Origin of the sequence: Pseudomonas sp. AE27, assembly GCF_037113495.1 — a bacterium.
In the GTDB taxonomy this organism is placed as follows: Bacteria; Pseudomonadota; Gammaproteobacteria; order Pseudomonadales; family Pseudomonadaceae; genus Aquipseudomonas; species Aquipseudomonas palmensis.
Window position 1 is genome coordinate 5,182,198 of record NZ_CP146966.1, and the last position, 14,909, is coordinate 5,197,106.

Here is a 14,909-nt window from a genome sequence, read left to right on the forward strand (position 1 = left end):
ACTTTAGATAAGTCTGACGAGATAGTGTTTTCGACGGCGAGCGGGGGCCGATCGAAAAAGCCGGGCGCCCGGCGCGCACTGCGCCGGGGCCCGGTGGCGACCTACACGCTGAAGCGTGCGACCAGGCCGTTCAGGCCCACCGCCAGGCGAGACAGTTCGGCACTTGCGGCGCTGGTCTGGTGCGCCCCGGTGGCCGACTGCACCGACAGGTCGTTGATGTTCACCAGGTTGCGGTCCACTTCGCGGGCCACCTGGGCCTGCTCTTCGGCGGCGCTGGCGATCACCAGGTTGCGTTCGTTGATTTCGGCCACCGCGGTGGTGATGGTCTCCAGCGACAGGCCGGCGCCGCGGGCGATGCTCAGGGTCGACTCGGCGCGTTCGGTGCTGTGGCGCATCGAGTTCACCGCCTGTTCGGTACCGCCCTGGATGCTGCCGATCATGCGCTCGATTTCGCTGGTCGACTGCTGGGTCCGGTGGGCCAGGGCGCGCACTTCGTCGGCGACCACGGCGAAGCCGCGCCCGGCTTCACCGGCACGCGCCGCCTCGATGGCGGCGTTGAGGGCCAGCAGGTTGGTCTGGTCGGCCAGGCCGCGGATCACATCGAGCACCTTGCCGATGTCACGCGACTCGCCGGCCAGGTTGCCGATCAGCTCGGCAGTACCTTGCACGTCGGCACTCATGCGCTCGATGGCGCTGACGGTCTCCATGACCAGGTCGCGACCGTCGCCGGCCGAACGGGTGGCCTGCTTGGACGCCTCGGATGTGCTCACCGCGTTGCGTGCCACTTCTTCCACCGCGCTGGTCATCTCGGTGACGGCAGTGGCGGCCTGCTGGATCTCGTTGTTCTGCTGCTGCAGGCCGCGTGCGCTTTCGTCGGTGACTGCATTCAGCTCTTCGGCCGCCGAGGCCAGCTGGGTGGCGGAGCCGGCAATCTGCTGCAGGGTGTCGCGCAGCTTGTGCTGCATCTTGCCCATGGCGTGCAGCAGGCGCGCCGCTTCGTCGGTACCGGTGGTGTTGATCGGTTTGGTCAGGTTGCCATCGGCGATCAGCTCGGCCGCCTGCAGCGCTTCGTCGATCGGCTTGACGATGCTGCGGGTGAGCAGCAGCGCGCACAGCAGGGTCAGTGCGGTGGCGGCCACCAGCAGCACGATCACCAGGGTGAAGGCCGTGTCGTATTGCGTGGCGGCGGTCTGGTTGGTCACACGGGTCTGATCGGTGTTGATCTTGACCAGGCGATCGGTGACTGCGCTGATCTGCTCGGAGTTGTCGAGCAGGTCGTGGTTGATCAGGCTGCGCAGTGCTTCCACATCACCGGCCTGCGACAGGCTTTCCATGCGGTTTTCGAGCTGTCGGTACTGGTTGAGCAGCTGCACGTACTGGTTGTACGCGCCCCGTTCCTCGTCGCCTTCGATCAGTGGCTCGTAGGCCCGGCGCGCTTCGTCGATCTGGGCATTGCGCTTGGCCAGCAGTTGCACGGTGTCCTGAAGGGTGGCGGCTTCGCGGTTGAGCAGCAGGCGGTAGGACAGCGTGCGCAGGCGCAGGGTGAGTTGGGTGAGCTGGTCGAGGTTGGTGATGCTGGGCACGCTGATCTGTTCGATGGCTTCGCCGGCCTTGCGTATCTGCCCCATCTGGTTGAGGGCAAAGATGCCCAATGCAAGCATCAGGGCGCCGATCAGCGAAAACCCCAAGAGCGCGCGCGGGGCGATGTTCATGTTACGTAATGACATGGTTTTATCCGGCAAGGAAAAAGGAGAGCGCGCGGTCCATGCGTCATTGGCACTTCATATTGCCTATCGGTAGGGGCGGGGCAGACTTGAGGGGTTATGTAACTAAATATGAGCCGCCGGTCATTTTCTTCATGAACGTAGCCGACCAAGGGCAGGAACCGGATCGCGATCGACGGGTCAATCTGCACCCGGTCGAGGCTCTGGCCCCGATATCCCTGGCGAGTGCGGTGAGATTTCTTTATCGTGTGCGCCCCCTGAAAAACCGTGAGAACGCAATCATGCTGGAAACATCCCTGAGTCAACTGGAGCAACTGGTCAACGACCTGGTGCAGAAGAACCTCGACCTGGCCGAGCGCAACGCGCAGCTGAGCGACGAACTGGCCCAGGCCAAGGACGAGAACGAAAGCCTGCAACTGAGCCTGATGGAGCAGGAAGAGAAGCAAGGTGCAACCGCCGCGCGTATCCAGGCGCTGGTTGAACGTGCCGGTGGCGGCGCCGTTACCGCATGAAGACCACCGCGCAGTCGATCAATGTCGTGTCGATAATGGGCAATGACTATTCGATCAAGGCCCCTGAAGGTCAGGAGCAGACCCTGGCGCAGGCGGTGCAGATGCTCAAGGCCTCCCTGGCCGATACCAAGCGCAAGTACCCGTCGCTGATCGGCGACAAGTTGCTGGTGCTGGCCGCCCTGAACCTGTGCTCGCAGCAGATCGAACTGCAACAGGCACATCAGGAAGCCCTCGACCGTTATCAAGAGCAAGTCAGCGCCACGGTCGACGTCATTGCCCGGACAATCGGCAACAGCTGATTTCCCCCTCGCGTGCATTCCCTCTTTACTGTGCTGGCTCACTGACCCCTGGGGGCAGTGAGCGGCCCGAGTGTGGCTGACTGCTAGCATTGTATTTTCTGTTGTATACAATTGGCCTGGTGTTCGCGGTACACGGCTGGTTTAACTCAGGGGAAATTCATGCAGTTCTGGCGGCGCAGTATCCAGTGGCAATTGATCGCAAGCATGGGCGCGGCCCTGGTGGCGAGCATTCTGATCGTGGTTGGTATCTACACCGTGGCGGTCAATCGACTGACCGAGCGCTACCTGGTGGAGACGGCGCTGCCGGCGAGCATCGAGGCCATGCGCAACGATATCGAGCGCATGTTGGGCCGGCCTCTGACGGCGGCGGCCGACATTGCCAACAACACCCTGTTGCGCGACTGGCTGGCAGCGGGGGAGCCCCCCGAACAGGCCGGTGCGTTCGTCGAGTACCTGGAGTCGGTGCGTGTGCACAACCAGGCGTTCACCGCGCTGTTCGCCGCCACGCGCAGCAATCACTACTACAACCAGGGCGGGCTGGACCGCACCTTGAGCCGCGACAACCCGAAGGACTCGTGGTTCTTCGGGTTCATCGACAGTGGCAAGCCGCGCCTGCTCAATATCGACACGGACATCAGCAGTGGCGACCTGGCGCTGTTCATCGACTTTCGGGTGGAAAAAGCCGGCCAGCTGGTGGGCATTGCCGGGCTGGGCCTGCGCATGACCGAGTTGTCCCAACTGATCCACGACTTCAGTTTCGGTGAGCGCGGCCGGGTGTTCCTGGTGCGCGGCGATGGCCTGATCCAGGTGCACCCGCAGTCCGAGTTCAGCGGCAAGCGCCAGTTGGCCGAGCAGATCGGCGAAGGCGCCGCCCAGCGTGCGTTGACCCCGCACGAGGGCCTGCAGCAGAGCCGCTTCGAGCGCGATGGCGAGACCTACCTGGCCCTGAGCCTGCCGCTGCGCGACCTGAACTGGACCCTGGTGGCCGAGGTGCCCGAGGCGCAGATCTACGCCCAGGTGAACCAGGCCGTGTGGCTCACCAGCCTGATCGGCGCGGCGGTGGCGTTGCTGTCGCTGCTGCTGGTGGTATGGCTGGCGCGCGGCATCGTGCGCCCGCTGCGCCGGGTGACCGGTGCGCTGACCGCGATTGCCCAGGGCGGTGGCGACCTGACCCAGCGCCTGGACGAGTCGCGGGCCGATGAACTGGGCGACCTGGCCCGGGGTTTCAACCGGTTTCTGGACAGCCAACGCGACCTGATCGGCGAGGTGCTGCGCACCACCGAGCACCTGCGCAGCGCCGTGGGGCAGGTGAGCGCGGTGGTGGAGGACACCGCCGGGCGCTCCCATCGCCAGCAGGAGATGACCGAGATGGTGGCCACCGCCGTGCACCAGATGGGCCTCACCGTGCAGGACATCGCGCAGAATGCCGGCCAGGCCGCGCACGCCTCGCAGACCGCGCGCACCGAAGCGTTGCAGGCGCGCGAGGTGGTGCAGCGCTCGATTGCGCACATCGAAGGCATGTCGGGCGAGATCGGCGTGGCGGCCAGTGCGGTTGGCCAACTGGCGCAGGAGGTGGCGTCCATCGACGAGGTGCTGGCGGTGATCCGCAGCATTTCCGAGCAGACCAACCTGCTGGCGTTGAACGCGGCGATCGAGGCGGCGCGGGCCGGGGAGATGGGCCGTGGCTTCGCTGTGGTGGCCGACGAGGTACGTACCCTGGCCCAGCGCACCCAGGTGTCCACCGACGAGGTGCAGCAGATGATCCAGCGCCTCAAGCAGGGGGCGGGCAGCGCGGTGGCGTCGATGCAGGCGGGGCAGGCGGCGACCGGCACCGGCGTGGCGTCGAGCCAGCAGACCGGAGCGTCGTTGACCACCATTACCGGGCAGGTGGAGCACATCACCGACATGAACCTGCAGGTGGCCACGGCCACCGAGGAGCAGTCGGCGGTGACCGAGGAGATCAACCGCAACGTGCAGGGGATTTCCGACCTGGCGCGCCAGACGGTGGCGCAGGTGGAGGCGTGTCGGGTGGATTGCCAGGCGTTGCGCGGGCTGGCTGATGACCTGGCGCGGCAGATGGGTGGGTTCAGGCTCTAGATCAGGGTGATTGCTTCGCCGGCAAGGCCGGCTCCTACAGGTTGGCGGTGTCTGTAGGAGCCGGCCTTGCCGGCGAAGGGGCCATCAGCGACCCAGCGTTACCGCACGAATATCCGCCGCCAGTTCGCGCACCCGTGCCTCGTCGGTGTCCCACGAGCACATGAACCGTGCGCCGCCGCTGCCGATGAAGGTGTAGAACCGCCAGCCCTTGGCGCGCAGCGCTTCCAGTGCCGGCTCCGGCATCTGCAGAAACACCCCGTTGGCTTCTACCGGGAACATCAACTGCACCGCCGGGATGTCCGCCACCAGCCCGCTTAGCAACTGCGCGCAGTGGTTGGCGTGCTGCGCATGGCGCAGCCACGCACCGTCTTCGAGCAACCCAACCCACGGCGCCGACAGAAAGCGCATCTTCGACGCCAGCTGCCCGGCCTGCTTGCAGCGGTAGTCGAAGTCTTCGGCCAGCTTGCGGTTGAAGAACAGGATCGCCTCGCCCACCGCCATGCCGTTCTTGGTGCCGCCAAAGCACAGCACGTCGATGCCGGCCTTCCAGGTCAGTTCGGCCGGCGAGCAGCCCAGGAACGCGCAGGCATTGCTGAAGCGTGCGCCGTCCATGTGCAGGTTCAGGCCCAGCTCCTTGCAGGTGGCGCTGATCGCCTTGAGCTCTTCGGGCCGATACACGCTGCCCACTTCGGTGGCCTGGGTGATGGTCACCACGCGTGGCTTGGGGTAGTGGATGTCCTGGCGCTTGAGCGCCACTTCGCGGATGGACTCGGGCGTGAGCTTGCCGTTTTCGCTGCGGGCGGTGAGCAGCTTGGAGCCGTTGGAGAAGAACTCCGGCGCGCCGCATTCGTCGGTCTCGACGTGGGCGGTCTCGGAGCAGATCACGCTGTGGTAGCTCTGGCAAAGGGACGACAGGGCCAGGGAGTTGGCGGCGGTGCCGTTGAAGGCGAAGAACACCTCGCAGTCGGTCTCGAACAGTTTGCGAAAGTGGTCGGAGGCCTTGGCGGTCCACTGGTCGTCGCCGTAGGCGCGTTCGTGGCCCTGGTTGGCCTTGTCCATCGCCGCCCAGGCTTCGGGGCAGATGCCGGAATAGTTGTCGCTGGCAAATTGCTGGCTTTGTTCTGTCATTGCACTGTCCTGTGGTCGACGCAGGCAAGCACTCTAAACCAACTATCAAATCGCCGACTACAAGGGCCATGTCGTAAACGCACCTTTGCGTGGCGTGCGCAGGCATCTGGACGGCCCGCGCCAGCCCTACCATCGCAGCCAAAGGGCGCTGTCCATGCCACTGCCGGGAGAGATGCGATGTTCACCAAGCATGACCAGATCCAGGGTTACGACGATGCACTGCTGGCGGCGATCAACGCCGAGGAACAGCGCCAGGAAGACCACATCGAACTGATCGCCTCGGAAAACTACACCAGCAAGCGCGTGATGCAGGCCCAGGGCAGCGGCCTGACCAACAAGTACGCCGAAGGCTACCCGGGCAAGCGCTACTACGGCGGCTGCGAGCACGTGGACAAGGTCGAGCAACTGGCCATCGATCGTGCCAGGCAGCTGTTCGGCGCCGACTATGCCAACGTCCAGCCGCACTCCGGCAGCCAGGCCAACGCTGCGGTGTACCTGGCCCTGCTGCAGGCCGGCGACACCGTGCTGGGCATGAGCCTGGCCCACGGCGGCCACCTCACCCACGGTGCCAAGGTCAGTTTCAGCGGTAAGCTGTACAACGCCGTGCAATACGGCATCGATACCCGCACCGGCCTGATCGACTACGACGAGGTCGAGCGCCTGGCCGTCGAGCACCAGCCGAAGATGATCATTGCAGGGTTTTCGGCCTACAGCAAAACCCTCGATTTCCCACGCTTTCGCCAGATCGCCGACAAGGTCGGCGCCTACCTGTTCGTCGACATGGCCCACGTCGCCGGGCTGGTCGCGGCGGGCCTGTATCCCAACCCGCTGCCCTATGCCGACGTGGTCACCACCACCACCCACAAGACCCTGCGTGGCCCGCGTGGCGGGCTGATCCTGGCCAGGGCCAACGAAGCGCTGGAAAAGAAACTCAACGCCGCGGTGTTCCCCGGCGGGCAGGGCGGCCCGCTGATGCATGTGATCGCGGCCAAGGCGGTGTGCTTCAAGGAGGCCCTGGAGCCCGGCTTCAAGGCCTACCAGCAACAGGTGATCGACAACGCCCGGGCGATGGCTGCGGTGTTCATCGAGCGTGGTTTCGACGTGGTGTCCGGTGGCACCGACAACCACCTGTTCCTGGTCAGCCTGATCCGCCAGGGCCTGACCGGCAAGGACGCCGATGCCGCCCTGGGGCGCGCCCACATCACCGTCAACAAGAACGCCGTGCCCAACGACCCGCAGTCGCCGTTCGTCACCTCGGGCCTGCGTATCGGCACCCCGGCCGTCACCAGCCGTGGCTTCAAGGTGGCCCAGTGCACGGAGCTGGCCGGCTGGATCTGCGACATCCTCGACCACCTGGGCGATGCCGATGTCGAGGCCGACGTGGCCAGGAGCGTGTCGGCACTGTGTGCGGATTTTCCGGTTTACCGCTGAGTGGAGTAACAGACCATGCAACGCTATTCGGGCTTCGGCCTTTTCAAGCACTCGCTCAGCCACCACGAGAACTGGCAGCGCATGTGGCGCACGCCCACCCCGAAGAAGGTCTACGACGTGGTCATCGTCGGCGGCGGCGGGCATGGCCTGGCCACCGCCTACTACCTGGCCAAGGTGCACGGCATCACCAATGTGGCGGTGGTCGAGAAGGGCTGGCTGGGCGGCGGCAACACCGCGCGCAACACCACCATCGTGCGCTCCAACTACCTGTGGGACGAGTCGGCGCACCTCTATGAGCACGCGATGAAGCTCTGGGAGGGGTTGTCCCAGGACATCAACTACAACGTGATGTTCTCCCAGCGCGGGGTCTACAACCTGTGCCACACCCTGCAGGACATGCGCGACTCCGAGCGCCGGGTCAGCGCCAACCGGCTCAACGGCGTGGACGGCGAACTGCTGAACAGCAAGCAGGTGGCCGACGAGATTCCGCACCTGGACTGCTCCAGGAACACCCGTTATCCGGTTCTCGGCGCCACCGTGCAGCGCCGCGGCGGCGTGGCGCGTCACGATGCCGTGGCCTGGGGCTATGCGCGTGCCGCCGATGCCCTGGGCGTGGACCTGATCCAGCAGACCGAGGTGATCGGCTTTCGCAAGGAAAACGGCGCGGTGGTCGGCGTCGAGACCAACAAGGGCTTCATCGGTGCGCGGCGCGTGGGCGTGGTCACCGCCGGCAACTCCGGGCACATGGCAAGGCTGGCCGGGTTTCGCCTGCCCATCGAGTCGCACCCGCTGCAGGCACTGGTGTCCGAGCCGCTCAAGCCGATCATCGACAGCGTGATCATGTCCAACGCGGTGCACGGCTACATCAGCCAGTCGGACAAGGGCGACCTGGTGATCGGCGCCGGCATCGACGGCTGGGTGGGCTACGGCCAGCGCGGTTCGTACCCGGTGATCGAACATACCCTGCAGGCCATCGTCGAGATGTTCCCGATCCTGTCGCGGGTGCGCATGAACCGCCAGTGGGGCGGCATCGTCGACACCACCCCGGACGCCTGCCCGATCATCTCCAAGACCCCGGTGGCGAACATGTTCTTCAACTGCGGCTGGGGCACTGGCGGTTTCAAGGCCACGCCGGGCTCGGGCCACGTGTTCGCCGCAAGCCTGGCCACCGGCGAGATGCATGCACTGGCCAAGCCGTTTTCCATCGACCGTTTCCATAACGGCGCCCTGATCGACGAGCACGGCGCTGCCGCTGTCGCCCACTAACAGGAGACACTCCATGTTGCACATCTTCTGTCCCCACTGCGGCGAACTGCGCTCCGAGGAAGAATTCCATGCTGCCGGCCAGGCGCACATTCCGCGCCCGCTGGACCCGAATGCCTGCACCGACGAGCAGTGGGGCGACTACCTGTTCTTTCGTGACAACCCGCGCGGCCTGCACCACGAGCTGTGGATCCATGCCGCGGGCTGCCGCCAGTACTTCAACGCCACCCGCGACACCGTGACCTACGAGATTCTCGAAACCTATCCGATTGGTGCCAGGCCCCAGGCGCGCGCCCAGGAAAACGTCCCGCAGCTGGCTGTCACCGGCCAGGGAGAAAAGGTATGAGCCAGCGCTATCGTCTGCCCAACGGCGGTCGTATCGACCGCAGCCAGGTCCTCGACTTCACCTTCAACGGCCAGCGCTACCAGGGCTACCAGGGCGACACCCTGGCCGCCGCGCTGCTGGCCAATGGCGTCGACATCGTGGGGCGCAGCTTCAAGTACTCGCGCCCACGCGGCATCATCGCCGCCGGCAGCGAAGAGCCCAACGCGATCCTGCAGATCGGTGCCAGCGAGGCCACCCAGGTACCCAACGTGCGCGCTACCCAGCAGGCGCTGTACGCCGGCCTGGTGGCCACCAGCACCAACGGCTGGCCCAGCGTGAACACCGACGTGATGGGCATCCTCGGCAAGGTCGGCGGCAAGCTGATGCCGCCGGGGTTCTACTACAAGACGTTCATGTACCCGCAGTCGTTCTGGATGACCTACGAGAAGTACATCCGCAAGGCCGCGGGCCTGGGCCGTTCGCCGCTGGAAAACGACCCGGACAGCTACGACTACATGAACCACCACTGCGATGTGCTGGTGGTGGGCGCAGGCCCCGCCGGGCTGGCTGCGGCACTGGCAGCCGGGCGCAGCGGGGCGCGGGTGATCCTGGCCGACGAGCAGGAGGAGTTCGGCGGCAGCCTGCTCGATACCCGCGAAACCCTCGACGGCCAGCCCGCCGCCGAGTGGGTGGCCAAGGTGATCGACGAGCTGCAGGGCATGCCCGAGGTCACCTTGCTGGCGCGGGCCACGGTCAACGGCTACCACGACCACAACTTCCTCACGATCCACCAGCGCCTCACCGATCACCTGGGCGACTGCGCACCCATCGGCCAGGTGCGCCAGCGCATGCACCGTGTGCGCGCCGGGCGTGTGGTGCTGGCCACCGGTGCCCACGAGCGGCCGCTGGTGTACGGCAACAACGATGTGCCGGGCAACATGCTCGCCGGCGCGGTATCTACCTACGTGCGCCGTTATGGCGTGGCGCCGGGGCGCAAGCTGGTGCTGTCGACCAACAACGATCACGCCTATCGCGTGGCGCTGGACTGGCACGACGCCGGGCTCAAGGTGGTCGCGGTCGCCGATGCGCGGCACAACCCCCGTGGCTCGCTGGTGGAGGAGGCACGTGCCAAGGGCATTCGCATCCTCACCTCCAGCGCGGTGATCGAGGCGCGCGGCAGCAAGCATGTGACGGCAGCGCGGGTGGCGGCCATCGACGTGGCCGCACACCAGGTCACCAGCCCCGGCGAATGGCTGGACTGCGACCTGGTGGCGACATCGGGCGGCTACAGCCCGGTGGTGCACCTGGCTTCGCACCTGGGCGGCAAGCCGCTGTGGCGCGACGACATTCTCGGCTTCGTGCCCGGCGACGCGCCGCAGAAGCGCGTGTGCGTGGGTGGCGTCAATGGCGTGTTCGCCCTGGGCGATGCGCTGGCCGACGGGTTCGAAGGCGGCGTGCGTGCGGCCACCGAGGCCGGTTTCAAGGCAGTGGAGGGCGTTCTGCCCAAGGTGCTGGTGCGTCCGGAGGAGCCTACCGTTGCGCTGTTCCAGGTGCCCCATGACCGCAACACCGCGCGGGCACCCAAGCAGTTCGTCGACCAGCAGAACGATGTGACTGCGGCCGCTATCGAACTGGCCACCCGCGAAGGCTTCGAGTCGGTGGAGCACGTCAAGCGCTACACCGCGCTGGGGTTCGGCACCGACCAGGGCAAGCTGGGCAACATCAACGGGCTGGCGATCGCCGCACGCTCGCTGGGCATCGGCATTGCGCAGATGGGCACCACCATGTTTCGCCCCAACTACACGCCGGTGACCTTCGGCGCGGTGGCCGGGCGCCATTGCGGCCACCTGTTCGAGCCGGTGCGCTTCACCGCGCTGCATGCCTGGCATGTGAAGAACGGCGCCGAGTTCGAGGACGTCGGCCAGTGGAAGCGCCCGTGGTATTTCCCCCGCGGCGGCGAAGACCTGCAGGCGGCGGTGGCCCGCGAATGCAAGGCGGTGCGCGACAGCGTCGGCCTGCTGGATGCCTCGACCCTGGGCAAGATCGACATCCAGGGCCCGGACGCCCGTGAGTTCCTCAACCGCATCTACACCAACGCCTGGACCAAGCTCGACGTGGGCAAGGCGCGCTACGGCCTGATGTGCAAGGAAGACGGCATGGTCTTCGACGATGGCGTGACCGCGTGCCTGGGCGACAACCACTTCCTGATGACCACCACCACCGGCGGCGCGGCGCGGGTGCTGCAATGGCTGGAGATCTACCAGCAGACCGAATGGCCAGAGCTGAAGGTGTACTTCACCTCCGTCACCGACCACTGGGCCACGCTGACCCTGTCGGGGCCCAACAGCCGCAAGCTGCTGGCTGAAGTGACCGACATCGACCTGGACAGGGACGCCTTCCCGTTCATGAGCTGGAAGGAGGGCCTGGTGGGCGGGGTGCCGGCGCGGGTGTTCCGCATCTCGTTCACCGGCGAGCTGTCGTATGAAGTGAACGTGCAGGCCAATTACGCGATGGGCGTGCTGGAGCAGATCGTCGCCGCCGGCAAGCCGTACAACCTCACCCCCTATGGCACCGAGACCATGCACGTGCTGCGCGCCGAGAAGGGTTTCATCATTGTCGGCCAGGACACCGACGGCTCGATGACCCCGGACGACCTGAACATGGGTTGGTGCGTGGGGCGCACCAAGCCGTTCTCGTGGATCGGCTGGCGCGGCATGAACCGGGAAGACTGCGTGCGCGAGAACCGCAAGCAGCTGGTGGGGCTCAAGCCGGTGGACCCGAGCCAGTGGTTGCCCGAGGGCGCGCAGCTGGTGCTGGACCCCAAACAGCCGATTCCGATGGACATGGTGGGGCACGTGACCTCGAGCTACGCGAGCAACTCGCTGGGCTATTCGTTTGCCATGGGGGTGGTCAAGGGCGGGCTCAAACGCATGGGCGAGCGGGTGTTTTCGCCGCAGGCCGATGGCAGCGTGATCGAGGCCGAGATCTGCGCCTCGGTGTTCTTTGATCCGAAGGGTGAGCGGCAGAACATCTGATGGTTGCAGGAGCAGCCTTGCTGGCGAAGCGACCACCGCGCACCGGGTTGCAACCGGGTCGCGGGCTTCGCCGGCAAGGCCGGCTCCTACAAAGAGATCACCGCACTACTGAATTCAAGGCAGGTATGTAATGAGCGCAATCAACGTCTACCCGCAACGCCCCGAGACTGATGCCAGGGCCGAATCACCCCTGCATCACGCCGACCTGCCCAGCCTGGTCGGCAAGGGCCGCAAGAACCCCGGCGTGACCCTGCGCGAGAAGAAGTTCCTCGGCCACCTTACCCTGCGCGGCAACGCCCACGACCCGGCTTTCGTCAGCGGCGTGCAACAGGCGCTGGGCCTGGAACTGCCGGTCGCACTCACCGTGGTCGCCAGCGGCGAGACCTCGCTGCAGTGGATGGGCCCCGACGAGTGGCTGCTGATCGTGCCCGGTGGCGAGGAGCTGGCCGCCGAGCAGAGGCTGCGCGAAGCCCTCGACGGGCAACACATCCAGGTGGTCAACGTCAGCGGCGGACAGACCCTGCTCGAACTGAGCGGGCCCAGGGTGCGCGAGGTGCTGATGAAGTCCACCAGCTACGACGTGCACCCCAACAACTTCCCGGTGGGCAAGGCGGTGGGCACGGTGTTCGCCAAGTCCCAGCTGGTGATCCGGCGCACCGGCGAGGACACCTGGGAGCTGCTGGTCCGGCGCAGCTTCAGCGACTACTGGTGGCTGTGGCTGCAGGATGCCTGCGCCGAACATGGCCTGAGCATCGCCTCATGAGCCGTGCGCCGGACACCTGGATCCTTACCGCCGACTGCCCCAGCCTGCTGGGTACGGTGGACGCGGTGACGCGCTACCTGTACGAGCAGCAGTGCTACGTCACCGAGCATCATTCGTTCGATGACCGGCTGTCGGCGCGGTTCTTCATACGGGTGGAGTTTCGCCAGCCCGAGGCATTCGACGAGCAGGCCTTTCGCGCAGGCCTGGCCGCCCGTGGCGAAGCGTTCGGCATGACCTTCGAGCTGACTGCGCCCAGACACCGGCCCAAGGTGGTGATCATGGTGTCCAAGGCCGATCATTGCCTCAACGACCTGCTGTACCGCCAGCGCATCGGCCAGCTGGCGATGGACGTGGTGGCGGTGATTTCCAACCACCCGGACCTGGAGCCGCTGGCGCACTGGCACCGCATCCCCTATTACCACTTTGCCCTCGACCCGCAGGACAAGCCGGCGCAGGAGCGCAAGGTGCTGCAGGTGATCGAGGCGTCCGGCGCCGAGCTGGTGATCCTTGCGCGCTACATGCAGGTGCTGTCGCCGGAGCTGTGCCGACGCCTGGATGGCTGGGCGATCAACATCCATCACTCGCTGCTGCCGGGGTTCAAGGGCGCCAAGCCGTATCACCAGGCCTACAACAAGGGCGTGAAGCTGGTGGGGGCCACGGCGCATTACATCAACAACGACCTGGACGAGGGCCCGATCATTGCCCAGGGCGTGGAAGCCGTGGATCACAGCCACTACCCTGAAGACCTGATCGCCCGCGGGCGCGATATCGAATGCCTGACGTTGGCGCGGGCGGTGGGGTATCACATCGAGCGGCGGGTGTTCCTCAACGCCAACAGGACGGTGGTGCTATAGCGGGCCCCTTCGCCGGCAAGGCCGGCTCCTACAGGCGAAGCGGCCATCGAAACAGACACAGATTCAGCGCGACATAACAACAATCGAGCGAGGTGAAAGCATGTCTGGCAATCGTGGTGTGGTGTACCTGGGCGCAGGCAAGGTCGAGGTGCAAACAATCCCCTATCCCAAAATGCAGGACCCACGTGGGCGCAAGATCGAACACGGCGTGATCCTGCGGGTGGTCTCCACCAATATCTGCGGCTCCGACCAGCACATGGTGCGCGGTCGTACCACTGCCCAGACCGGCCTGGTGCTGGGGCACGAAATCACCGGCGAGGTCATCGAGAAAGGCCGTGACGTCGAGAACCTGCAACTGGGCGACCTGGTCTCGGTGCCGTTCAACGTGGCCTGCGGGCGCTGCCGCTCGTGCAAGGAACAACACACCGGCGTGTGCCTGAGCGTCAACCCGGCCCGCGCCGGCGGCGCCTACGGCTATGTCGACATGGGCGACTGGACCGGCGGGCAGGCCGAGTATGTGCTGGTGCCCTACGCCGACTTCAACCTGCTCAAGCTGCCCGACCGCGACAAGGCCATGGAGAAGATCCGCGACCTGACCTGCCTCTCCGACATCCTGCCCACCGGCTACCACGGTGCGGTCACCGCAGGTGTCGGCCCCGGCAGCACGGTGTACGTGGCCGGTGCCGGCCCGGTCGGCCTGGCCGCTGCCGCCTCGGCGCGGCTGCTGGGCGCGGCGGTGGTGATCATCGGTGATGTGAACCCGGTACGTCTGGCCCATGCCAAGGCCCAGGGCTTCGAGGTCGCCGACCTGTCCCAGGACACCCCGCTGCACGAACAGATCGCCAACCTGCTGGGCGAGCCGGAGGTGGACTGCGCGGTCGATGCGGTGGGCTTCGAGGCCCGTGGCCACGGGCATGCCGGGGCCCAGCACGAGGCGCCGGCCACGGTGCTCAACTCGCTGATGGGGGTGGTGCGGGTCGCCGGCAAGATCGGCATCCCCGGCCTGTACGTGACCGAAGACCCGGGCGCGGTGGACGCCGCAGCCAAGATGGGCAGCCTGAGCATCCGTTTCGGCCTGGGCTGGGCCAAGTCCCACAGCTTCCACACCGGGCAGACCCCGGTGATGAAGTACAACCGCGCCCTGATGCAGGCCATCATGTGGGACCGCATCAACATCGCCGAGGTGGTCGGCGTGCAGGTCATCAGCCTGGATCAGGCGCCCGAGGGCTACGGCGAGTTCGATGCCGGCGTGCCGAAGAAATTCGTGATCGACCCGCACACGCTGTTCAGCGCAGCGTAAGACCAATGTCTACCCGGTTTCAGGCCCCTGAAGCCGGGCTGACAGACAAATTGTCGCAGTAGCCCGCAATTTTTTGTTACCCTTAAACGTACTAACTGGTTAACAAGCAAGCTACCTAAATTCGCCGACTATGCTCGGGATTGGGTCGGCCAACTGTTGACGGTGGTTTTTCACTACG

At 65.8% G+C, this 14,909-nt stretch carries 12 protein-coding genes; 10 read left to right on the forward strand and 2 right to left on the reverse strand.

All coding sequences use genetic code 11. From position 1 onward, the window contains the following. Nucleotides 1–101: 101 nt before the first annotated feature. Complete coding sequence (locus V9K84_RS23750; protein ID WP_088514267.1) at nucleotides 102–1,727, reverse strand: methyl-accepting chemotaxis protein; 1,626 nt, start codon at nucleotides 1,725–1,727, stop codon at nucleotides 102–104. Between the two features lie 278 nt (nucleotides 1,728–2,005). On the opposite strand from V9K84_RS23750, the gene V9K84_RS23755 reads away from it, so the two are divergent. The 3 genes from V9K84_RS23755 (at nucleotide 2,006) to V9K84_RS23765 (ending at nucleotide 4,632) form a co-directional block, all read left to right on the forward strand. Beyond that, on the forward strand, nucleotides 2,006–2,236 hold the full coding sequence (locus V9K84_RS23755) for a hypothetical protein (RefSeq protein WP_043863630.1): 231 nt from the start codon (nucleotides 2,006–2,008) through the stop codon (nucleotides 2,234–2,236). Next, nucleotides 2,233–2,535 (forward strand): cell division protein ZapA, encoded by a 303-nt coding sequence (locus tag V9K84_RS23760; RefSeq protein WP_043863631.1) that lies wholly within the window; start codon nucleotides 2,233–2,235, stop codon nucleotides 2,533–2,535. The genes V9K84_RS23755 and V9K84_RS23760 overlap by 4 nt, the downstream gene beginning before the upstream one ends. Before the next feature lie 159 nt (nucleotides 2,536–2,694). Further along, on the forward strand, nucleotides 2,695–4,632 hold the full coding sequence (locus V9K84_RS23765) for a methyl-accepting chemotaxis protein (protein ID WP_043863632.1): 1,938 nt from the start codon (nucleotides 2,695–2,697) through the stop codon (nucleotides 4,630–4,632). An 84-nt stretch (nucleotides 4,633–4,716) separates the two neighbouring features. Here the strand turns inward: V9K84_RS23765 and V9K84_RS23770 are convergent, their stop codons facing one another. Further along, nucleotides 4,717–5,760, reverse strand: coding sequence for a low specificity L-threonine aldolase (locus tag V9K84_RS23770; RefSeq protein WP_043863633.1), 1,044 nt, complete (start codon nucleotides 5,758–5,760; stop codon nucleotides 4,717–4,719). Nucleotides 5,761–5,937: 177 nt separating this feature from the next. Between V9K84_RS23770 and glyA the strand changes: the two genes are divergently transcribed. The 7 genes from glyA to fdhA all read left to right on the forward strand — a co-directional run bounded on the left by glyA (nucleotide 5,938) and on the right by fdhA (nucleotide 14,731). After that, entirely contained in the window at nucleotides 5,938–7,191 is a 1,254-nt protein-coding gene (gene glyA, locus V9K84_RS23775; protein WP_054916001.1) for a serine hydroxymethyltransferase, read from the forward strand. A 15-nt stretch (nucleotides 7,192–7,206) separates the two neighbouring features. Further along, a complete protein-coding gene (locus V9K84_RS23780; RefSeq protein ID WP_043863635.1) occupies nucleotides 7,207–8,457 on the forward strand; it encodes a sarcosine oxidase subunit beta family protein in 1,251 nt (416 codons plus the stop codon). 13 nt (nucleotides 8,458–8,470) lie between these two features. Continuing rightward, entirely contained in the window at nucleotides 8,471–8,800 is a 330-nt protein-coding gene (locus V9K84_RS23785; RefSeq protein ID WP_043863636.1) for a sarcosine oxidase subunit delta, read from the forward strand. After that, nucleotides 8,797–11,814 (forward strand): sarcosine oxidase subunit alpha, encoded by a 3,018-nt coding sequence (locus V9K84_RS23790; RefSeq protein WP_088514268.1) that lies wholly within the window; start codon nucleotides 8,797–8,799, stop codon nucleotides 11,812–11,814. The genes V9K84_RS23785 and V9K84_RS23790 overlap by 4 nt, the downstream gene beginning before the upstream one ends. A 130-nt stretch (nucleotides 11,815–11,944) precedes the next feature. Then, nucleotides 11,945–12,577: a sarcosine oxidase subunit gamma family protein gene (gene soxG, locus V9K84_RS23795; RefSeq protein WP_088514269.1), complete on the forward strand. Its 633-nt coding sequence runs from the start codon at nucleotides 11,945–11,947 to the stop codon at nucleotides 12,575–12,577. Beyond that, nucleotides 12,574–13,431 (forward strand): formyltetrahydrofolate deformylase, encoded by an 858-nt coding sequence (purU, locus tag V9K84_RS23800; protein ID WP_043863639.1) that lies wholly within the window; start codon nucleotides 12,574–12,576, stop codon nucleotides 13,429–13,431. The genes soxG and purU overlap by 4 nt, the downstream gene beginning before the upstream one ends. Before the next feature lie 100 nt (nucleotides 13,432–13,531). Next, a complete protein-coding gene (gene fdhA, locus V9K84_RS23805) occupies nucleotides 13,532–14,731 on the forward strand; it encodes a formaldehyde dehydrogenase, glutathione-independent (protein WP_043863640.1) in 1,200 nt (399 codons plus the stop codon). Nucleotides 14,732–14,909: the final 178 nt, after the last annotated feature.